This is a genomic window from Streptomyces sp. H27-C3, from assembly GCF_030063415.1.
Taxonomy (GTDB): domain Bacteria; phylum Actinomycetota; class Actinomycetes; order Streptomycetales; family Streptomycetaceae; genus Streptomyces.
On record NZ_JASITA010000008.1, the window covers coordinates 45,275 to 66,253 of the forward strand.

General features: G+C 70.7%; 16 protein-coding genes. 7 read left to right on the forward strand and 9 right to left on the reverse strand.

The window, feature by feature from the left end; translation table 11 throughout:
• The first annotated feature begins 150 nt into the window (after positions 1 to 150).
• Complete coding sequence (locus QMK30_RS09880) at positions 151 to 2,124, forward strand: FUSC family protein (RefSeq protein ID WP_283516862.1); 1,974 nt, start codon at positions 151 to 153, stop codon at positions 2,122 to 2,124.
• A gap of 60 nt (positions 2,125 to 2,184) precedes the next feature.
• Here the strand turns inward: QMK30_RS09880 and QMK30_RS09885 are convergent, their stop codons facing one another.
• Together QMK30_RS09885 and QMK30_RS09890 are read right to left on the reverse strand one after the other, a co-directional pair.
• Positions 2,185 to 2,562 carry an RNA-binding S4 domain-containing protein gene (locus QMK30_RS09885; RefSeq protein WP_283516863.1) on the reverse strand — a complete coding sequence of 126 codons (378 nt, stop codon included), beginning with the start codon at positions 2,560 to 2,562 and terminating at the stop codon, positions 2,185 to 2,187.
• A 60-nt stretch (positions 2,563 to 2,622) separates the two neighbouring features.
• Positions 2,623 to 4,698, reverse strand: a complete 2,076-nt coding sequence (locus QMK30_RS09890; protein ID WP_283516865.1) for a PhoX family protein — start codon at positions 4,696 to 4,698, stop codon at positions 2,623 to 2,625.
• 188 nt (positions 4,699 to 4,886) lie between these two features.
• Here QMK30_RS09890 and QMK30_RS09895 point away from each other — a divergent pair, with 188 nt between their 5' ends.
• From QMK30_RS09895 to metG, 3 genes are all read left to right on the forward strand, one after another.
• Positions 4,887 to 5,186, forward strand: coding sequence for a barstar family protein (locus QMK30_RS09895; RefSeq protein ID WP_283516867.1), 300 nt, complete (start codon positions 4,887 to 4,889; stop codon positions 5,184 to 5,186).
• 113 nt (positions 5,187 to 5,299) lie between these two features.
• Positions 5,300 to 7,459, forward strand: a complete 2,160-nt coding sequence (locus tag QMK30_RS09900; protein WP_283516869.1) for a VWA domain-containing protein — start codon at positions 5,300 to 5,302, stop codon at positions 7,457 to 7,459.
• Positions 7,460 to 7,665: 206 nt separating this feature from the next.
• Positions 7,666 to 9,282: a methionine--tRNA ligase gene (metG, locus tag QMK30_RS09905; RefSeq protein WP_283516871.1), complete on the forward strand. Its 1,617-nt coding sequence runs from the start codon at positions 7,666 to 7,668 to the stop codon at positions 9,280 to 9,282.
• Between the two features lie 63 nt (positions 9,283 to 9,345).
• On the opposite strand, the gene QMK30_RS09910 is transcribed toward metG, so the two are convergent.
• The 4 genes from QMK30_RS09910 to aspS all read right to left on the reverse strand — a co-directional run bounded on the left by QMK30_RS09910 (position 9,346) and on the right by aspS (position 13,130).
• On the reverse strand, positions 9,346 to 9,933 hold the full coding sequence (locus QMK30_RS09910) for a Uma2 family endonuclease (protein ID WP_283516873.1): 588 nt from the start codon (positions 9,931 to 9,933) through the stop codon (positions 9,346 to 9,348).
• 101 nt (positions 9,934 to 10,034) lie between these two features.
• Positions 10,035 to 10,805, reverse strand: coding sequence for a L,D-transpeptidase family protein (locus QMK30_RS09915; protein WP_283516875.1), 771 nt, complete (start codon positions 10,803 to 10,805; stop codon positions 10,035 to 10,037).
• Positions 10,806 to 10,849: 44 nt separating this feature from the next.
• Entirely contained in the window at positions 10,850 to 11,110 is a 261-nt protein-coding gene (locus QMK30_RS38760) for a hypothetical protein (RefSeq protein WP_502963106.1), read from the reverse strand.
• 253 nt (positions 11,111 to 11,363) lie between these two features.
• Positions 11,364 to 13,130, reverse strand: a complete 1,767-nt coding sequence (aspS, locus tag QMK30_RS09925; protein WP_283516877.1) for an aspartate--tRNA ligase — start codon at positions 13,128 to 13,130, stop codon at positions 11,364 to 11,366.
• Between the two features lie 165 nt (positions 13,131 to 13,295).
• Between aspS and QMK30_RS09930 the strand changes: the two genes are divergently transcribed.
• Positions 13,296 to 15,428 (forward strand): ATP-binding SpoIIE family protein phosphatase, encoded by a 2,133-nt coding sequence (locus tag QMK30_RS09930; RefSeq protein ID WP_283516878.1) that lies wholly within the window; start codon positions 13,296 to 13,298, stop codon positions 15,426 to 15,428.
• Here QMK30_RS09930 and QMK30_RS09935 read toward each other — a convergent pair.
• From QMK30_RS09935 to QMK30_RS09945, 3 genes are all read right to left on the reverse strand, one after another.
• Positions 15,377 to 16,462, reverse strand: a complete 1,086-nt coding sequence (locus QMK30_RS09935) for an AI-2E family transporter (protein WP_283516880.1) — start codon at positions 16,460 to 16,462, stop codon at positions 15,377 to 15,379. The genes QMK30_RS09930 and QMK30_RS09935 overlap by 52 nt on opposite strands.
• A gap of 160 nt (positions 16,463 to 16,622) precedes the next feature.
• Positions 16,623 to 17,582: a pirin family protein gene (locus QMK30_RS09940; RefSeq protein WP_283516882.1), complete on the reverse strand. Its 960-nt coding sequence runs from the start codon at positions 17,580 to 17,582 to the stop codon at positions 16,623 to 16,625.
• A gap of 117 nt (positions 17,583 to 17,699) precedes the next feature.
• Positions 17,700 to 18,164: an SseB family protein gene (locus QMK30_RS09945; RefSeq protein WP_283516884.1), complete on the reverse strand. Its 465-nt coding sequence runs from the start codon at positions 18,162 to 18,164 to the stop codon at positions 17,700 to 17,702.
• A gap of 132 nt (positions 18,165 to 18,296) precedes the next feature.
• Here QMK30_RS09945 and QMK30_RS09950 point away from each other — a divergent pair, with 132 nt between their 5' ends.
• Both QMK30_RS09950 and QMK30_RS09955 read left to right on the forward strand, forming a co-directional pair.
• The gene (locus QMK30_RS09950) at positions 18,297 to 20,123 is read left to right on the forward strand and encodes an acyl-CoA dehydrogenase (protein ID WP_283516886.1); all 1,827 of its coding nucleotides are present in this window, start codon (positions 18,297 to 18,299) and stop codon (positions 20,121 to 20,123) included.
• A gap of 109 nt (positions 20,124 to 20,232) precedes the next feature.
• Positions 20,233 to 20,949, forward strand: coding sequence for a hypothetical protein (locus QMK30_RS09955; protein ID WP_283516887.1), 717 nt, complete (start codon positions 20,233 to 20,235; stop codon positions 20,947 to 20,949).
• Positions 20,950 to 20,979 lie beyond the last annotated feature (30 nt).

Here is a 20,979-nt window from a genome sequence, read left to right on the forward strand (position 1 = left end):
CAAGTTCTCAAGTTCTCAAGTTCTCAAATCTTATCCACACCCTGTGGATAAGATTTGAGAACCAGCCGCCCCTGCGGCCCCGAGCACATTTGTTGCCACAGCGGGTCGGCGGGACTTGCGTTAACGGCCCGCTTTCGATCTTTTAAGGGCATGGCGGAGCAGCGGGACGGCAAACGCAGTGGCGGCAAGGCGGCAGTCCGGCTGGCGCCGCCCGAGTGGCTGACCCAGGGGCTGCGGCCGCAGCGGGCCGCAGTGCCCTGGGCCGCCGTCGCGCGGGCCGGGGTCGCGATGGCCGCGCCGCTCGCCGTCGGGTTCGCCGTCGACCGGCCGACGTACGGCGCGCTCGTGTCCATGGGCGCCCTGGCCGGCGTCATCGGCGACACCGCCGACGCGTACCGCATGCGCATCTTCAACATCGCGATCCCGCAGCTCTTCGGCGCACTCGGAGTGACCCTGGGCACGCTGGTGTACGGGCACGGGTGGGTCGCCGTCGGGGTGTTGACCCTCGTCGCGCTCGTCTCCGGGATGATCTCGACGATCGGCGCGGTCGCCTCCGTGTCCGGGCTGCTGCTCCTGCTCCAGGCCGTCGTCGGCGCCGGACTGCCGATGCCCGACCCCTGGTGGACGGCGCCGCTGCTGCTCACCGTGGGCGGGCTGCTCGTCCTCCTGCTGACGCTGATCGCCTGGCCGCTGCGGGGCGGCGTGCCCGAGCGGGACGCCGTCGCCGACACCTACCGCGCCGCCGCCGACCTGCTGGAGGCGGCGGGCACCGACACGTACGACGACAAACGGCAGGCCGTCACCCTGTCCCTCAACACGGCGTACGACCTGACCCTCGCCCGGCGCGCCCTCGACCACGGCCGCTCCAGTCCGCTCGTACGGCTGCTGGCGCAGCTCAATGCCGTGGTCCCGCTCGTCGAGTCCGCCCCCGCCGCGCATCTGCACCACAGAGCACTGGCGCCCGAAGTACCCGCCGCCGTGAGGGAGTTGGCGGACGCCGTCGCGCACGGGCGGACCGGCACTCCGGCCCTCGATCTACCCGAGCCCGCCACCCAGGCCACCCGCGCCGTCGACCACGCGCTGCGGCACGCCGCCACCGTCGTCCTCGACCCCGACGCCGACGCGACCAACATCGACGACCGGCTCGGCCGCCCAGCCGCTCTCGGCGTGCGCGCACGGCGCGCCACCCGCGACGTCCTGCTTTCGGAGGGGTCCTGGCGCTACGGACTGCGGCTCGCCCTGTGCATCGGGCTGGCCCAGGCCCTCGTCTCGCTCATCGACGTGCCCCGCTCCTACTGGGTCGCGCTGACCGTGCTGTTCGTCCTCAAGCCCGACTTCGGTTCGGTATTCTCCCGCGCCGTCCAGCGGGCGTTCGGGACCGCGCTCGGCCTGGTCGTGGCCGCGGCCGTGCTCTCACAGCTGGACCGCGGCTGGTGGGACGTACCGGTGATGCTGGTGCTCGCCGCGCTCATCCCGGCGTTCACCGCGAAGGGGTACGCGTTCCAGACGGCCGCCATCACCCCCGTCATCCTGCTGCTGTCCGACCTCCTCAACCACCAGGGCTTCGGACTGGTCCTGCCGCGCCTGTTCGACAGCCTCATCGGCTGCGCCATCGCGCTCGTCGCGGGCTATCTGCTGTGGCCGGAGAGCTGGCGCACCCGGGTCGGCGCCCGGCTCGCGGACACGGTCGCCGACACGGCGGGTTACCTGGAATGCGCCTTCGGACCCGACTGGGACCAGGCCGAATGGCGGCGGCAGCGCCGTCGGCTGTACCGGGACCTCTCGCTCGTACGCACCGAGTTCCAGCGCGCCCTGACCGAGCCGCCGCCCACCGGCACGCGGGCCGCCGCTTGGTGGCCGCTGGTCGTCGCCACCGAACGCATCGTGGACGCCACGACCGCGGCGCGGGTCCGCGTCAATCACGGCGCGGAGCCGCCGGAGAAGCGCGAAGTAGCCTTCCTTGCAAGGGAGTTGCGTGAGTTGGCACAGGGCATGCGGGCCAGTGACACGCTGGTGGAGGTACGTACCGACCTGACCGGCGACGAGGACAGCGTCCTCACGCCGCTGCACCAGGAGGTCGCGGCGGCGCGCGCGGTCGCCTCACCCGTGCGACCGCGGGGGTAGGACGGCGGGGGAAGCACCCCCACTACCGCAGCCACCGGGCCCGGCTGCGGCTACCGCTACTCAGGGGCCCTGCAGCCGCTCCATCTCGCGCCGGTCGCGCTTGGTCGGGCGGCCCGCTCCCCGCTCACGTACCGCCACCGGCGCGACAAACTCCCGGGGCGGGGGCGGCGGGCTGTGGTCGACGTAGCACTCCGCCGCGACCGCCGGGCCGACCCGCTTGCGCACGATCCTGGACACGACCACGATCCGCTCGCGCCCGGCGTGGAACACCCGGACCCGGTCCCCGACACTCACCGCGTACGCCGGCTTGACGCGCTCGTCGTCGACCCGGACGTGGCCCGCCCGGCAGGCGGACGCGGCCTGGGAGCGGGTCTTGGTGAGCCGTACGGACCAGATCCAGACGTCCATCCGTACGGTTCCCTCGTCGTCAGAAGCCATGGGTCGAGAGTAGAGGGCGCGCGCCGCGCCCACACCCCGATACCCGGGCTCCCCTGCCGACTACACGCCGATGTCGCGGCCGTCCTTGCGCCAGACCGCGACGACCGACGGCCGCACGATCCGGCCAGGCCCGTCCGGCCACACCGACGCGGGCTTCTCGACACTCGCGCCGTCGATCTCGCCCGGGTGCTGCACGGAGACGAGCACCCGCCGGTCCTGGATGACCGGGCCGCAGGTCTCGGCGCCCTTGGGCACGGTCAGGAACTGCTTCAGCTCCCCGCGCCGCTCCCCGCGCGTCGCGACACCGAAGAGGCCGTCGTGCGAGCCGAGCTGGTTGCCGTCCGTCGAGATCCACAGGTTGCCGTGCGGGTCGAAGGCGACATTGTCGGGGCAGGAGATCGCGCTGACCTTGTCCTTCGGGAAGCCCGCGAAGTACGTCGACGGGTCGTCCGGGTCGCCCGCGACCAGGAACAGCCGCCAGGCGAAGCCGTCGGAGGACGGGTCGTCCCAGTGCTCGGCGAGCTCCAGGATCTGTCCGTGCTTGTTGAGGTTGCGCGGGTTGGCCTCGTCCGCTCCGGCCTTGCCGGCCTTGCCGCGGTCGGTGTTGTTCGTCAGCGCGATGTACACCCGGCCGGTGCGCGGGGACGGCTCGACATCCTCGGGGCGGTCCATCTTCGTGGCGCCGACCTTGTCGCCCGCGAGACGCGTGAAGACGTACACCTCTTCGGCCGTCATCCCGGGTACGTGCGACTCATCGCCGGTGGCAAGCGGGATCCACTGGCCGCTGCCGTCGAACTCGCCGTCCTCGGGGAGCTTGCCCGTGCCGTCGATCTCGGCGGCCGGTGAGTCGCCGGTGAGCTTGGCGACGTACAGCGTGCCCTCGTCGAGGAGGGTCAGGTTGTGCTCACGGGCGGCGCGGGAGCTGCCCTTCTTCATCCGCTTCGACGAGACGAACTTGTAGAAGTAGTCGAAGCGCTCGTCGTCGCCCATGTAGACAACGGGACGGCCGTCGTCGGTCAGGCGCGGCTGCGCGGCCTCGTGCTTGAAGCGGCCGAGCGCGGTGCGCTTGCGGGGCGTGGAGTCCGGGTCGTACGGGTCGAGCTCGACGACCCAGCCCTGGCGGTGCGGCTCGTTCGGCTCCTGCTTGACGTCGAAGCGCTTGTCGAAGAGCTCCCACTTGCGCTCGGTGGCGCCGGTGCCGATGCCGTAGCGCTTGTCGGTGACGCTGGAGCCGTTGGCGAAGTACTGGTTGAAGTTCTCCTCGCCGTGCAGGGTCGTGCCCCACGGGGTGGTGCCGCCCGCGCAGTTGTTGAGCGTGCCGAGGACCTTGGTGCCGGTCGGGTCGACGGACGTCTTCAGGAGCGCGCTGCCCGCGGCGGGGCCCGTCAGCCTGAAGGGGGATGTGGTGTGCAGACGGCGGTTGAGGTGGTGGCGGGTGACCGGCGTGAGCTTGCCGGACCTGCGCTCCTCCTGGACGACGACGACCGAAAGGCCGTGCGCGGCCCAAGCGGTCTCGACCTGCTCGCGGGTCGGCTTGGCCGGGTCGTACCCCTTGAACATCAGGATCTCGTCCGTGTACTCGTGGTTGGCCACGAGCACCTGACGGCCGTGCTCACCCTTCAGGGGCAGCAGGGACAGGAAGTCGTTGTTGTAACCGAACTGGCCGGCCTGCGCCTTGGCGGACTGCTGGTCCGAGTCGAAGGCCGGTGCGCCGCGCAGGATCGGCTCGCCCCAGCGGATGACGACGCTCTGCGCGTAGCCGGAGGGGACGGTGACGGCGTCGGCGGTGTTGGGAGCGACGGGCGCGAAGCGCAGCCCGCGTGCGCCGTCGGTACGGCCGGGCTTTCCATCCCCCTTGGCGCCCTTGCCGTCCTCGGCGAGGCCGGCCGCCGTGGCCTGCGGGGCGCCCGGCCCCGTGACGAGCGCCGAACCAGCGGCACCGGCGACGGTCACGACCGCGGCGGCGCGCATCATCGACCGTCTCGACAGGGCGCCGGCTATGACATCGCCCGCGTACTCGTTGTCGCTGGTGTTGGGGACCTCCTGGAAACAGGCGTCTCCGCAGCGGTAGCGGCAGGTGAGCGCGGAGCGCGCCCCCGAGTGCGACGAACCGAGCAACGGCAGCAGATTGCGCACGAACCCTCCAAATGGGCTGTATGGGCTGTGTCTCGGCGCAGCCTGCGCCGACATCACCGACATCGTGTCGGAATGCTTCGGCGGTGACGTTAGGCGCATATGCCCGCGATCCGGCAGCCTCCTGGTGAACACCGGGTGAATGCGGCACGGCCGGGCGGAAGTTGTCCGCCCGGCTAGCATCGGTGACCATGCGCGACGAACTGATCGTGGACCTACGGGCCGTGCCGCTCGGCTCGCTCGACGACTTCTGGGACGCGGTGGCGGGGCCGTGCGCCCTGCCGGACTGGTTCGGGCGGAATCTGGACGCGTGGTGGGACACGGTCGAGAACGGCGGGATCTCGGAAGTCCTGGACGCGCACGGCCTGTTGGTCGTACGGGTCACCGAGGCCGGACTGTTCGCCCCGGGGGCCGTTGACGGCGACCGGCTGGCGGGGGTGTTCGCGGACGCGAGCCGGGCCCGGCTGGAGCGGGTTCGACCACCCGGATGACCCTCCCGGAGATCGGCGCCCAAGGCCGCTAACCTTACGTGTCCGCCCTGGCCAAGGATTATTTTCCGCCAGTACGGATATCCACCGCCCAACTCATGCGAAAGGCCTCGCCCATGGGCATTCGGAGCTTGCTGCGCAAGGTGTTTGGAAACGGCCAAGCGGAGCCCGACGAGCCGACGGCGGCCACAGTGCCGCCCCAGACCGAGCGTACGCAGCCCGCGGAGACACCAGCCGCGGAGTCGGCCGTCTCGGTGCCCGCACCGGCCAGGGCCGCGGCGGTCAAGCACAGCACGGACAGTACGGACAGCACGCACAGTACGGACAGCACGGACCGGTCAGCGGCGTCGACGAAGACTTCGGAGCCGTCCGGCTCGTCGAAGTCGTCGGATTCGTCGGAGGCCGGCATCGCGGCGGATCTGGTGGCCGCGGCGTTCGACAAGCCGTCGGCGCTCCAGAAGCCGGCCGTGGAGAACGCCGAGAAGAGCGTCCCGGCCCAGGCCAAGTCCACGGACGCGGACCAGGGCGCGGCCCCGGTCCCGTCCCAGGCGCGATCGGAGGTGACGGCGGACGAGAAGCCGGCCGTCATTGCCGAGGACACGAGGGCCGCCGAGACGCCGGCGGTCGCGGAGACGATCCCCGAGACGACCTCGGAGACGATCCCGGAGACGACCTCGACGGTGACGCCGGTCGCGGCCGAATCCCCGAACGCGCCCGTGGTCGAAGCCGTCGAGGCCCCGATCGCACCGCCCGTCGAAGCTGTCGTCGTGGCGCCGGAGGAGACCCCGGCGGAGGCCGCCCCGGTCGCCGTCAAGGCTCCCAGGAAGCCGAGGACGAAGACACCGAAGGTGCCCAAGGTGGCGGCGGACGAGACCCCCGCCCCCCTGGCCGCCACCGGGCCGGCCGCAGCCGCCGAGCCCGAGCCCGAGGCCACGGCGCCGGAGCTGGAGACCGAGGCCGTGGCCGTGGAGCCGGAGGTCGACGCCGAGCTCGCCGCGGTCGCCGCGACCGAGCCCAAGGTCGACGCCGAACCCCAGGCCGACGCGGAGCCCAAGGTCGAGGCCGAACCTGTCCCGGCCACCCGTCCCAAGGCCCGGATCAAGCCCCAGCCGGTCGCCGCCCCGGCCGTCGAGGCGAAGGCCACGGAGCCCGTGGCCGACGTAACGGTCCCGGAACCCGGTACGGAGCCGTTGGCCGAGCCGAAGACGGCGGAGCCCGCGGCCGCCGCAGGCGTAGTCGTAGGTGACGGCGAGGGCGAGCCCGAGACGGTCGCTGTGCCCGAGGCCGCTCCGGCCACGCGGCCCAAGGCCCGAATCAAGCCGCAGCAGGTCGCCGCCATCCAGGAGGCCGACAAGCCTGCCGCCGAGCCGGAAGCCGCACCCGTCACCGACGCCACCGAGGCCAAGCCGGTCGCGACCGAGGCCAACCCGGTCATCGTCGCTGCCGTTGCCGACCCGATCGTCGCTGCCACCGAGGCCGCCCCGATCGTCGTCGCCGACGTCCCCGACCCGATCGCCGCTGCTCCCGTCGCCACCTTCGCCGAGCCGGTGGACGTCGCTCCCACCGCCGCCGTCGACGGCGTACCCGCGCACTCCCTCGCGCGCGTCAGGTCCCGTGCCCCCGGCCTCGCCGAGCACTATGCGGCCGCCGGTGCCGTGCTCGCCGGGCAGGGGATCGCGGGGGCCCGCGCCACCGTGTACCTCGTACTCGACCGTTCCGGGTCCATGCGGTCGTACTACAAGGACGGCAGCGCCCAGCACCTCGCCGAGCAGGCCCTCGGCCTGGCCGCGCACCTCGACGGTGACGCGGACGCGACCGTTCCTGTGGTGTTCTTCTCGACCGACATCGACGGAACCGGCGAGATCACACTCGACGCGTACGAGGGCCGGATCGACGAACTGCACGCAGGACTCGCTCGTATGGGGCGTACGAATTACCACCGCGCCGTCCAAGAGGTCGTCGCGCACTACGAGAAGTCCGAGTCGACGGGCCCCGCACTGGTGATCTTCCAGACGGACGGCGCCCCGGAGTCGAGGGCCGCCGCCGGCATCGCGCTGGCCGAGGCCGCGCGGCTGCCGCTGTTCTGGCAGTTCGTCGGCTTCGGTGAGCGCGAGGCCAAGGGCTTCGACTACCTGCGCAAGCTGAACGTGGACAACGCCGCGTTCTTCCACGCGGGTCCGGTGCCGCGCGAGATCGCGGACGCCGAGCTGTACGGGGAGATCCTGGCCGGGCTCCCCGCCTGGCTGGCCACCGTCGCCGAGGCCGACCAGGCCTGACCCACCCCGCGCCCCGGCGGGCGCAAGCGCACCACCGGCTCCGGCAACCCCCAGGGTTGCCGGAGCCGCTGCGCGGGGCTAGTGCCCACCCAAGGCACCCGCACCGTGACCACCAGGCCGCCGTCCGCCCCAGGACCCGGCCCCGCGCCACCGTCCCCCGTTTATCCGTGTGAAGGCACCCCCCGATGGCCGTTAGGATTTCGACCATGGCGGCCACTGGATCCGAGAAGCAGGCGGCGAGGACGTTCTACGTCTCGACCCCGATTTACTACGTCAACGACGCTCCTCACCTGGGGCACGCCTATACGACCGTCGCAGGTGACGTGCTCACGCGCTGGCACCGCCAGCGCGGCGAGAAGGTGTGGTACCTCACCGGCACGGACGAGCACGGTCAGAAGATCATGCGCACGGCCGAGGCCAACGGGGTCACACCGCAGGAGTGGTGCGACAAGCTCGTCGACGAGGCGTGGAAGCCCCTCTGGGAGCACCTGAACATCAGACACGACGACTTCATCCGTACGACGGAGAAGCGGCACACGGACCGTGTGCAGGAGTTCGTGCAGGACCTCTTCGACAAGGGCGAGATCTACAAGGGCGGCTACGAGGGCCCGTACTGCGTGGGCTGCGAGGAGTACAAGCTCCCCGGCGATCTGATCGACGGCGCGGGCGAGTTCGCCGGGCAGAAGCTGTGCCCGATCCACAAGAAGCCGGTGGAGCTCCTCAAGGAGGAGAACTACTTCTTCAAGCTCAGCGAGTACGGCCCCAAGCTCCTTGAGTTCTACGAGGCGAACCCGGGCTTCATCCAGCCCGAGTCGGCCCGCAACGAGGTCCTGAACTTCGTGAAGCAGGGCCTCCAGGACCTGTCGATCTCGCGCTCCACCTTCGACTGGGGTGTCCCGGTGCCGTGGGACTCCAAGCACGTCATCTACGTGTGGATCGACGCCCTGCTGAACTACGCCACGGCGGTCGGCTACGGCGCGGACCAGGCGAAGTTCGACGAGACGTTCCCCGCCAGCGTCCACCTGGTCGGCAAGGACATCCTGCGCTTCCACGCGATCATCTGGCCCGCCATGCTGATGGCGAACGGCCTGCCGCTGCCCGGCAAGGTCGCCGCCAACGGCTGGCTGATGGTCGGCGGCGAGAAGATGTCCAAGTCGAACCTGACCGGCATCAAGCCGCAGGACCTGACCTCGCACTTCGGCATCGACGCGTACCGCTGGTACTTCCTGCGCGCCATCGCCTTCGGCCAGGACGGTTCGTTCTCCTGGGAGGACTTCACCGCCAGGTACACCTCGGAGCTGGCCAACGACTACGGCAACCTGGCGTCCCGCGTCGCCGCCATGGTCGGCAAGTACTTCGAGGGCACGCTGCCCGCTTCGGCCGCCGACGGTGACGCCGAGCAGGCGGTCAAGGACGGTCTCGCGAAGGTCGTCGCCGAGGCCGACCTGAAGATCGGCGAGGAGCTGGACTTCCAGGGCGGCATCCTCGCGGTGTTCGAGTTCGTGAAGCAGGTCAACGGCTACATCACGGAGCAGGAGCCGTGGAAGGTGGCCAAGGACACCTCGGAGGAGGGCCGGGCCCGCCTCGCGACGATCCTCTACACGGCCGCCGAATCGCTGCGCGCCATGGCCGTCCTGCTGAACCCGGTCATGCCGGAGACCTCGCAGAAGCTGTGGGACTCCCTCGGCGCGGACGCGGTGCTGGGCGCGCTGGCCGACCAGCGGGTGCAGGACGCGGCCGACTGGGGCCGCCTCCCGGCCGGCGCGACGATCACCAAGGGCGCGGTGCTGTTCCCGCGGCTGGAAGAGCCGAAGAAGGCGTAATGCGTGAGAAGGGGGCCAGGGACTTGTACGGGTCCCTGGCCCCCTTCGTCGTACGTACTGGCCTCAGTGCACCCAGTCCTTGAGCGGCTCGGTGTCCAACTCGATGCCGACCGGGTCGGGCAGCACGACCGACTTCCCGAACGGCACCGTCGACACCAGCTCGTACCGCACCCCGTCGGGCTGGGAGTGGACCTTGACCTCGCAGGCGTCGCGGTCGATGAGCAGATACACAGGGAGGCCGGACTCGGCGTAGGCGCGCGGCTTCTCCACCCGGTCCCGCTGGTCGGTGTCGGCGTCACCGGAAGTGACCTCGACGACCATGAGGACCCCGTCGGCGCTCGCCCACTCGCCCTGGCCGACGAAGGTGCCGCTCGGTGCGAGGGAGCCGCCGGGGCGGGCATTGCCCTTGCGGTACATCTCGGCCCGAAGGCCCTGGTCGGGGTAGAGCCACCAGTTCGTGTCCGCCTGAATGCACAGGCGGGAGAGCCACTCGATGATCCGCCCGTGGTCGCCGTCCGGCACAGCCTTGATCCCCATCTTCCCGTCGACGAACTCCAGCCACAGCGCCTCATTCGTCCGTATGGCGTGGCGGGCAAGCTCTTCGAATTCGTCCTGGGTCAAGACGCTGGACCGCTCCTCGACCACGCTCATGGCGGCCTCCTCCGCGATCGGTGGCGGTCTCCACACTACGGGCACGGAGCCCTGCGCAGCAGGCCGTTTCACCCCCACGAGAGGTAGGCCGACCCACCCGCTCAGCGCGCCAGCGACGCCCCGTCGCCCATCACCACCACCGGCTTCTTCGCCGGGTCGACCGTGCGCAGCAGCGCCTTCATCGCGGCCTCAGTCAGCGATACGCAGCCCTGCGTCGGGCCCTCGTGGTCGACGTGCAGCCAGATGCCGCCGCCCCGGTCCTCGCCGAGCGGGCGGGTCAAGTTCAGCGGGGTCGTGCCCGGCTCGCGGTTGTAGTTGATGGCGATGACGTAGTCGAAGGAACCGGCGAGCGGCTCACCGAGCGCGCCCGTGCCGTCCGCCGCGAAGGCGGGGCCCTCGTCGTACGTGAGCTTCGTGCCCGGATCCGGCAGCAGACCGCCCGCGTCGGTCAGGCCGTACACCCCGATCGGGGAGCGCAGGTCGCCACGCCGATGCTCGTCCGTCCAGCCGCGCAGCGCGTTGTGCACGGGCCAGGACGGGCCTGGCCGCCAGGGTCCGCCCTCGGCGTCGCGGTCGTACAGCACCGCGCTGCCCGTGTTCTTGTCGCGGCCCTCGCCGGTGACCACGAGCGCCTGCCGGGTGCCGTCGGGGACCTGGCCGCGGGTCCTGGGCCCCAGGCCCGGGAGTTCGGTGATCGGGCGGGGCGCCGGGCGGCCGACGGCGGTGGTGCCCAGCTTGTTGGCGTCCGGGGGCGGTGACTGCCGGGTCGCCGCCGGGGCGCCGCCGCTCTGGCAGGCGGTGAGCGCGATGCCCGTGGCGAGCAGCAGGGCGCCGAGGGCGCGGGGGTGCGTGCGGCGGCGTACGGCCGTCATCGGGCGGGCCTCTCTCGTCGTGACTGGGTTCACAGTGGTGCTCACTACCGCTTGCCCGGATGCTTGGTCGCATCACTGCCGGGCCCGGTGTCGAAGGTGGCGGTGCGCAGCGCGTCGCTGACGCGCTCGACGATTTCGGGCGTCGGCTCCGCCAGGCAGGCCACCGCGTACAGGGCCTGCCCGAGCGGATCCTCCGCGAGGTGCGCGTCGCCGGTCAGCAGCCAGGCCACCCACAGCAGCCGTGGTCCGCGCGCGGCGATGAAGTCCTCGAAGCCGCCGTCGCCACCACCGCTGCTGTGCAGCATGCTGCCCTCGCCATCCTGTTCGGTCTCCCACAACCGTGGAACGCGGTAGGGCGCGCATCAGGTTGCCGCGCGGACAAGAACCACCGGGATATGACACCCCCGGCATGAAAGAAGGGCCCGGAACCTGTTCGGTTCCGGGCCCTTTGTTCTTATTTGCCGGGGCTGTCGGCCGGACGGTCGGCCAACCGGAGGGACGGCCGACCGGTCCGCGGACCGGCTGTGCGGAGCTACTGTGCACACCTACTGGGCAGACCTACTTGTCGGCCACCGGCTTGCGCAGCTGGATGTTGAGCTCCCGCAGGCGGGTCTCCTCCAGCGTCGTCGGCGCGCCCATCATCAGGTCCTGCGCGTTCTGGTTGAGCGGGAAGGCGATCGTCTCGCGGATGTTGGGCTCGTCGGCCAGCAGCATCACGATGCGGTCCACGCCCGGGGCGATGCCACCGTGCGGCGGGGCGCCGAGGCGGAACGCGCGCAGCATGCCCGCGAACTCCTTCTCGACGGTGTCGCGCTCGTAACCGGCGATCTCGAAGGCCTTGAGCATCAGGTCGGGCTCGTGGTTACGGATGGCGCCCGATGACAGCTCGATGCCGTTGCAGACGATGTCGTACTGGTACGCCAGGATGTCCAGCGGGTCCTTCTCCTCCAGGTCGGCCAGGCCGCCCTGGGGCATCGAGAAGGGGTTGTGCGAGAAGTCGATCCGGCCCGTCTCCTCGTCCTTCTCGTACATCGGGAAGTCGACGATCCAGCAGAACCGGAACACGCCCTCCTCGAAGTGACCGGCGCGCTTGGCGGCCTCGACCCGGACCGCCGACATGATCTTGGAGACCTCGTCGAACTCGCCCGCGCCGAAAAACACCGCGTGGCCGGGCTCCAGTCCCAGCTTGGCGGTGAGCGCCTTGACGTCGTCCTCGGTGAGGAACTTCGCGATCGGGCCCGCGAGCGCGCCCTCTTCGCCGACGCGCACCCAGGCGAGGCCCTTGGCGCCGTGCTCGACGGCGTACTCACCGAGGCCGTCGAAGAACTTGCGGGACTGGCCCGCGGTGTCCGGCACGGCCAGCGCGCGCACGTGCTTGCCGGCGAACGCCTTGAAGCCGCTGTCCGCGAAGACGTCGGAGACGTCGACGAGCTCCAGCTTGGCGCGCAGGTCCGGCTTGTCGTTGCCGTACTTGACCATCGACTCGCGGAACGGGATGCGCGGGAACGGCGAGGTGACCGGGGCGCCCTTGCCGAACTCGGTGAAGAGCTCGGTCATCAGCTTCTCGATCGGCTGGAAGACGTCCTCCTGCTCGACAAAGCTCATTTCGACGTCGAGCTGGTAGAACTCGCCCGGCGACCGGTCGGCGCGGGCGTCCTCGTCGCGGAAGCACGGCGCGATCTGGAAGTAGCGGTCGAAGCCGGAGATCATCAGCAGCTGCTTGAACTGCTGCGGGGCCTGCGGCAGCGCGTAGAACTTGCCCGGGTTCAGCCGGGAGGGCACCACGAAGTCGCGGGCGCCCTCGGGGGAGGTGGCCGTGAGGATCGGGGTCGCCATCTCGTTGAAGCCGAGCGCCACCATCTTGGAGCGGATCGAGGCGATGACCGACGAGCGCAGCATGATGTTGCGGTGCATGCGCTCGCGGCGCAGGTCGAGGAAGCGGTATTCCAGGCGCCGTTCCTCGTTGACGCCGTCCTCGGCGTTGATGGTGAAGGGCAGCGGGGCCGCGGCGCCGAGCACCTCGACCTCGGTGACCTCGACCTCGATGTCGCCGGTGCCGAGCTCCGCGTTGACGTTGTCGGCGCCGCGCGCGGAGACCTTGCCGTCGATACGGACGACGGTCTCCTTGGTGATGGAGCTCAGGGCCTCGTTGGCCGGGGTGCCGGGGCGGGCGACGAGCTGCACCAGACCGTAGTGGTCGCGCAGATCGATGAAGAGGATGCCACCCAGGTCTCGACGATTGTGCAGCCAGCCGCTCAGCCGGACGTCGGTGCCGACGTCAGAGGCGCGGAGCTCGCCGCACGTGTGGGACCTGTACCGATGCATCGTCGTTCATCCAGCCTTCGGGATTCGGGATCGTCTGGGCCCCCCAAGGTTACCGGTGCGCGCGGCCCATTTTTCTGGGGTTTCCCGGGGGCCCCGTCCGGGGGTGTTTTCCCGGAGGGCGGACCTCGGACAGCCGGTCCGGCCGCGACCTGTAAAGATGATGCAATGCGCACCGAGGACCTCCTGGCCGCCATCGCGACCGGCCTGTGGCGCTGGGACAGCGCTTCGGGGAAGGTCAGCCTCGACGCGGAAGCCGCCCGGCTGCTCGGCCTGCCCGCCGAGCCCGTGACACTCGCGGAGTCGGCCGTGCGTTCGCGTTTCCACCCGGTCGACTGGAACGAGATCAACGGGGTGGTGAATCTCGCGGTCGCCGAGGGCACCCTCGCCGAGGCCAGGCTGCGGATCATGGATGAGGAAGGACGGCTGCTGCGTACGGTACGCAGCCGCTCCAAGCCCGTGATCGAGGGCGACAACTACACGCTGTTCGGCACCCTCCAGGAGGTCGCCGAGCAGCAGCCGGGCTCCGCAGCCCGCACCCCGGTCACCGGCGACTGGCGGCGCTCCCGGGAGGCGTTCCTGCTCGACGCGGGCCGCGCGCTGGCCGAGGCCCGGTCGACCGCCGAGGTGCTGCGGGTCGCGGCCTCGCTGTCCATGCCGGGGTTCTCCCCGGACGGCCTGGCGGTGTTCGGCGCCGCGGGCGGCCGGATCAGGATCATCGGGCACCACGGGCACAACGCGGGCGACATGGGCCCGTTCTCCGACATGCCGCTGGACATGGACTACCCGGCGGCCGAGGTGGTCCGTACGGGACGGGCCATCTATCTGCCGTCGCCCGAGGAGTACCGGCGCCGCTACCCGGCCAGCTGGTCGCTCGCCCAGCGCTTCGAACGCCGCTCCTGGGCGTTTTTGCCGCTGATCGTCGCGGGCCGCACCATGGGCGCCTGGATGGCGGGCTTCGCCCATCCGGTCGGCTTCACGCCCGACGAACGGTCCGTGCTGACGACGGTCGCGCGGATGCTGGCGCAGGCGCTGGCGCGGGCCGGCATCGCGGAGTCCGAGCGCGAGCTGTCGCAGGGCCTCCAGCGGGCGATGATGCCGACGCTGGGCCCGGAGATCCCCGGCATGACCGTGGCCGCACGCTACGTGCCGACCGGTGGTGGGCTGCAGGTCGGCGGCGACTGGTACGACATGATCCCGCTGCCGAGTGGGCGAATAGCGCTGGTCATCGGTGATGTACAGGGCCATGACGTGCACGCGGCCGGCCTGATGGGACAGCTGCGGATCGCGCTGCGCGCGTACGCGTCGGAGGGGCACCGCCCGGACGCCGTGCTCTCCCGTGCCTCCCGCTTCCTGCACGGCATCACCGGTACGTACGCCCCCGACGAGCATGCCGGCGCGCGCTTCGCGACCTGCCTGTACATCGAGGCCGACCCCGCCACGGGCGCTCTCGAACTGGCCCGCGCGGGCCATCCCGAGCCCGCGGTGCGGATGGCCGACGGGACTGTGCTGGTGCGGCCCACCGCGGGCGGGCTGCCGCTGGGCATCGACCCGGACACGGACTACCCCACGACGCGGCTCGTCCTGGAACCGGGCGAGACGATCATGATCTGTACGGACGGGCTCATCGAGACCGGCGGCCACGACCTCGACACGGGCTGGGCGAGGCTGCGCACCATCATGGAGGGGCACGCCGGGGACAACCTGGAGAAGCTCGCCGATGCCCTCGTCGCCGCCGTGCACGGCCCCTCCTCGCACCACACCACGGGCCCGCTCGTGGACCGCCGCGAGGACGACATCGCGCTGCTGCTGCTCTGCCGTGAGGCCCTCGACGACAGCCTGGAGCCCGGCGCCCTCCCGTCGGTCGGCGACCGGGGCCGGCGCACCGCGCTGACCATCGCCCAGGCAGAGCCGGAGCGCATCGCCGGGGTACGCCGGCAGGTGCGCGACCTGCTGCACGACTGGACGGGCGCCGAGCAGGTCGACTCGGCCGTGCTGATGGTCTCCGAGATGGTCACCAACGTCCTGGTCCACACGGACGGCGACGCGCTGCTGGTCGCGGAGGCGACGGGCAAGCCGGGCGCACGGCGGCTGCGGGTCGAGGTCGCGGACGCCAGCGACGAGCTGCCGCACCGGCGGCGCCCCGGCGAGATGGCGTCCAGCGGGCGCGGTCTGATGCTGATGGAGATGCTCGCCGACGCGTGGGGCGTGGACCCCAGGGGCGAGGGCAAGTCGATCTGGTTCGAGCTCTACGAGGCCGGCGGCGCGGACCCCGGCCCCGGGGCCGGGCCGGCCGCGTAACGCAGCCGGATCTCGGCGATCACCCCGACGGCCGCCGCGGTCAGCGGCACCGCGAGCAGCATGCCGAGGATCCCGGCCACGGTGGCGCCCGCGGTGATGGCCAGCATGACGACGGCCGGGTGCATCTGGACCGTACGGCTCTGGATCAGCGGCTGGAGGATGTGCCCTTCCAGGACCTGTACGGCCAGTACGATCCCCAGCGCCCACAGCGCGATCACGAACCCGCGGTCGGCGAGCGCCACCAGGATGGCCACGGTCCCGGAGATGAACGCGCCGAGGTACGGGATGTACGCGCCCACGAACACCAGCGCGCCCAGCCCGACCGCGCCGGGCACCCGCAGGATCAGCAGCCCGACGGTGATGCACAGGGCGTCGATGAGCGCGATGAACGTGGTCCCGCGCATGAACCCCTCGACGGCCTCGAAGGCCCGGCGCGCGACCGCCTCCACGGTGTCGGCCGTGCTGCTCGGCGCGAGGGAGCGCAGCGCGCCGACCGCCCGGTCGGAGTCCCGCAGGAAGAAGAAGATCAGCAGCAGCGCGAGCACGGCGGTGGCGATCACACCGCCGACGATCCCGATCCCGGTGAGCACCCCCGAGGCGGCGGAACCGCCGAACTTGGAGACCAGGTCCTTGAGGCTGGACGACATGTCGTCCAGCGAGGTGCCCTTGGCGCCCAGCCTCTCGACGACATCGGTGGTGGCCTGCTTGACCGAGGCGATGATCTGGTCCCCGCTGTCGATCAGCGCGCCGACCACGATGTACCCGGCGCCGCCGACCACGGCGACCACGGCCGCACAGGTCAGCCCGGCGGCCAGCGAACGCTGCACCTTCATCTTGACGAGCCGCCGGTGCAGCGGCCCGAGCAGCGCGGTGCCGAGAATGGCGAGCAGCACAGGAGTGACGGCGGCCTTGAGAGTGACGCACAGCCAGATCCCGACCCCGGCGACCCCGGTGACGAGCAAAGCGACGACGCACCAGGCGGCGATACGCCGGGCGGGCTCGGGGAGCAGATGTGGTTTCTGATTGACCGTCACCACTCCACCCGACCACGGGGAGGGAACGGCGGCGCGCGGGCCGGGCCACGCGGGTGACGGGGGCGGGCGCGGAGGGGCGGGCCCCGAAGCCGGGCCCCCGCCGCCCCTGAACGGGCGGCCGGGTGGGCAACGCCCCCCCGCCCGCCGAAGGTCACCGGGGTCAGGCGTGGGCCGCCGGTACCGTGCCGAGGTGGCCCGACTGGAAGTCGTCGAACGCCTGCTTGAGCTCGGCCTGGCTGTTCATCACGAACGGCCCGTAGTGCGCCATCGGCTCCCGGATCGGCCGGCCGCCGAGCAGCACGACCTCCATGTCCGGAGTGTTCGAGTCCTGCCGCTCGTCCGCCCGGACGACCAGCGACCCGCCCTCGCCGAAGACCGCAGTCTGCCCGATGCGGACGGGCCGCCGGTCCGTACCGACCGAGCCGCGCCCGGCCAGCACGTACGCGAGACCGTTGAAGTCCTCCCGCCACGGGAGGACGACCTCCGCGCCGGGCCGGATCGTCGCGTGGATCATCGTGATCGGGGTGTGGGTGACACCCGGACCCTGGTGCCCGTCCAGCTCACCCGCGATGACGCGCAGCAGCGCGCCGCCGTCGGGCGAGGCGAGGAGCTGGATCTGGCCGCCGCGGATGTCCTGGTAGCGGGGGGCCATCATCTTGTCGCTCGCCGGGAGGTTCACCCACAGCTGGAGGCCGTGGAAGAGACCGCCGGACATGACCAGCGACTCCGGCGGCGCCTCGATGTGCAGCAGGCCGGACCCGGCGGTCATCCACTGGGTGTCGCCGTCCTGGATGGTGCCGCCGCCACCGTTGCTGTCCTGGTGAATAAACGTTCCGTCAATCAGGTACGTGACGGTCTCGAAGCCGCGGTGGGGGTGCCAGGGGGTGCCCTTGGGCTCGCCCGCGGCGTACTCCACCTCGCCCATCTGGTCCATCATGATGAACGGATCGAGGTACTGGTAGTTGATGCCGGAGAAGGCCCGGCGCACCGGGAAGCCCTCTCCCTCGAACCCGCCGGGGGCGGTCGTGACGGCCAGCACGGGACGCGGACGCGCCACCCTTTCGGCCGGGACTCCGACCTTCGGCAGGGTCAACGGGTTCTCTACGGTCACTGCGGGCACGACAGCCTCCTCCAGGTTGTTCACCATTCAATTTAGTTGAACAGTGAACTTCCCGCAAGAGCGCCCTATTCCCCGTAGGGCCCAGGTGGCGCTCAGCCGTCTGCGCAGCAATGGCGTCTAGCCGTACATCCGGCGCATCGCGAAGTCGACCATCTGCTCCACCGCCTTCGCGTCGAACACCATCCGGTGCTCACCCTCCATATCGAGGACGAAGCCGTACCCGGTGGGCAGCAGGTCGATCACCTCCGCCCCGGTGATCACGAAGTACTTGGACTCCTTGCCCGCGTACCTGCGCAGCTCCTTGAGCGAGGTGAACATCGGGATGACCGGCTGCTGGGTGTTGTGCAGCGCGAGAAACCCCGGGTTGTCGCCGCGCGGGCAGTAGACCTTCGACGTGGCGAAGATCTGCTGGAAGTCCTCGGCGGACAGCGATCCGGTGGTGAAGGCGCGCACCGCGTCGGCGAGCGAGGGCGGAGACGGCTCCGGGTAGAGCGGCTGCTCCGGGTAGCCACCCTGGGGCTGGGGCTGGGGCGGCGCGTACTGCTGCTGCTGCCCGGCCTGGTTCTGGTCATAGCCGTACATGCGCGCAAGCGTACTTAGTCACAGATGCACGAGGAGAGGTTGCTTCTTATTACCGACGGGTAGCATGATGATAGTTACTGATTGGTACACGTACGAGCATCCTGCCTCCCGAACCCTTACGGAGCCGTCGCCATGGGGCACTACAAGCCGAATCTCCGCGACATCGAGTTCAACCTCTTCGAGGTACTCGGCCGCGACAAGCTGTACGGCACCGGCCCGTTCGCGGAGATGGACGTCGAGACCGCCAAGAGCATCCTCGACGAAGTCACTCGTCTCGCTGAGAACGACCTGGCCGCGTCCTTCACCGACGCCGACCGCAACCCGCCGGTCTTCGACCCGGCGACGAACACCGCGCCGGTCCCCGCCGCGTTCAAGAAGAGCTACCAGGCCTACATGGACTCCGAGTACTGGCGTCTGGGCATCCCCGAGGAGATCGGCGGCACCACCGCCCCCGCGACGCTGATCTGGGCGTACGCGGAGCTGATCCTCGGCGCGAACCCGGCCGTGTGGATGTACTCGTCCGGACCGGCCTTCGCCGGCATCCTCTTCACCGAGGGCACCGACGAGCAGAAGAAGGCCGCGAAGATCGCGGTCGAGAAGCAGTGGGGCTCCACCATGGTCCTCACCGAGCCGGACGCCGGCTCGGACGTCGGCGCCGGCCGCACCAAGGCCGTGAAGCAGGACGACGGCTCCTGGCACATCGAGGGCGTGAAGCGCTTCATCACGTCCGGCGAGCACGACATGTCGGAGAACATCCTTCACTACGTCCTCGCACGCCCCGAGGGCGCGGGCCCCGGCACCAAGGGCCTGTCCCTCTTCCTCGTGCCGAAGTACGACTTCGACTTCGAGACCGGCGAGCTGGGCGAGCGCAACGGCGTCTACGCCACGAACGTCGAGCACAAGATGGGCCTCAAGGCGTCCAACACCTGCGAGATGACCTTCGGCGACCAGCGCCCCGCCAAGGGCTACCTGATCGGCGACAGGCACGACGGCATCCGCCAGATGTTCCGCATCATCGAGTTCGCCCGCATGATGGTCGGCACGAAGGCCATCGCGACGCTCTCCACGGGCTACCTGAGCGCCCTGGAGTACGCCAAGGAGCGCGTCCAGGGCCCCGACCTGGCGAACTTCATGGACAAGACCGCCCCCAAGGTCACCATCACGCACCACCCCGACGTCCGCCGCTCGCTCATGACGCAGAAGGCGTACGCCGAGGGCATGCGCGCCCTGGTCCTCTACACGGCGTCCGTCCAGGACGAGATCGCCGCCCAGGAGTCCGCGGGCGACGACGTCTCGGCGCTCAGCGCCCTGAACGACCTGCTGCTGCCGATCGTCAAGGGCTACGGCTCCGAGAAGTCCTACGAGCAGCTCGCGCAGTCCCTGCAGACCTTCGGCGGCTCCGGCTACCTACAGGAATACCCGATCGAGCAGTACATCAGGGACGCCAAGATCGACACCCTCTACGAGGGCACCACCGCGATCCAGGGCCAGGACTACTTCTTCCGGAAGATCGTCCGTAACCAGGGCGCCGCGCTGAACACGCTCGCCGAGAACATCAAGAAGTTCCTCGCGGTCGGCACCGGCGGCCAGGACCTGGCCACGGCCCGCGACACGCTCGCCAAGGCGGCCGTGGACCTGGAGGCCATCGTCGGCGCGATGCTGACCGACCTCGCGGCCACCGAGCAGGACGTCAAGTCCATCTACAAGGTCGGCCTCAACACCACCCGGCTCCTGATGGCCTCCGGTGACGTCGTCGTCGGCTACCTGCTGCTCAAGGGGGCCGCCGTGGCCGCCGAGAAGCTGCCGACCGCCTCCCCGAAGGACGTCCCCTTCTACACCGGCAAGATCGCCGCCGCGAAGTTCTTCGCCGAGAACGTCCTGCCGGGCGTCTCGGTGCAGCGCGCGCTGGCCGAGTCCGTCGACCAGTCCCTGATGGAGCTGGACGAGGCGGCCTTCTAGCCTTCGGGCGAAACTCCGCCAACGCCTGAATCACGCGCCGATAACGGGCTGGGGCCTTCTTTCCGAAGGTCCCGGCCCGTTGTCGGTGGCACGTGCGACGCTGGACAGCATGAGTTCCAAGGAATCCCGCAGAGGCGGAGGCTACTCCGTCCCGGCCGGCCGGCCGTACGCGCTCAACGAGCTGCGCGGAAAGCTCGGCTCGGTGGGCGACCTGGTCCGCGAGCTGTACGACGGCTCACACCCCCTCGAGTACGAGCCGGTGGCCGATACCCTCTACGTCGCGTTCAAGACCGCCGCCGACCTGGCCCCGATCAAGAGCCTCACCGGCTGCGCCCAGCACCCCAACGGCGCCCTCGACCCCGAGGCCCCGGCGGGCTGGGGCCGCTGCCTGCTGTGCAACGGCCGCCGCCGCCGAGGCGAGCGCAGCATCCCCGCGCCGGCCGAGCAGCGCCGCCTCGGCTACCCCGTGCCGGACCCGCCGTACACGCCGGACATCCTCAAGCACCACCTCCAGATGGTCAACGACCGGGCGTTCGCCGTCTCCGTCTCCTCCCCCGCCGAGCAGTACGTCGAGCTGGCGGACACCCTGCACCGCGCGTTCATCGTGGCCCGCGAGCTCTCCCGCCCGCGCAACGCATCGGGCTGCTCCGAGCACCCCGGCTCGCCCATCGACCCGACCGCGCCCCCCGGCGAGGGCTGCCTGTTCTGCGTGGGCCGCCGCCAGCAGCAGCAGCGCCCGCCCGGAGCGCCGCGCATGCTGCCGCCGCTGCGCCGCGGCGAACGCCGCACGATGCAGCGCCGGTTCGACCGCCCGCCCGGTCTGTAGACCCTCAAAGTCCGCTGTTTCCCGCCCACT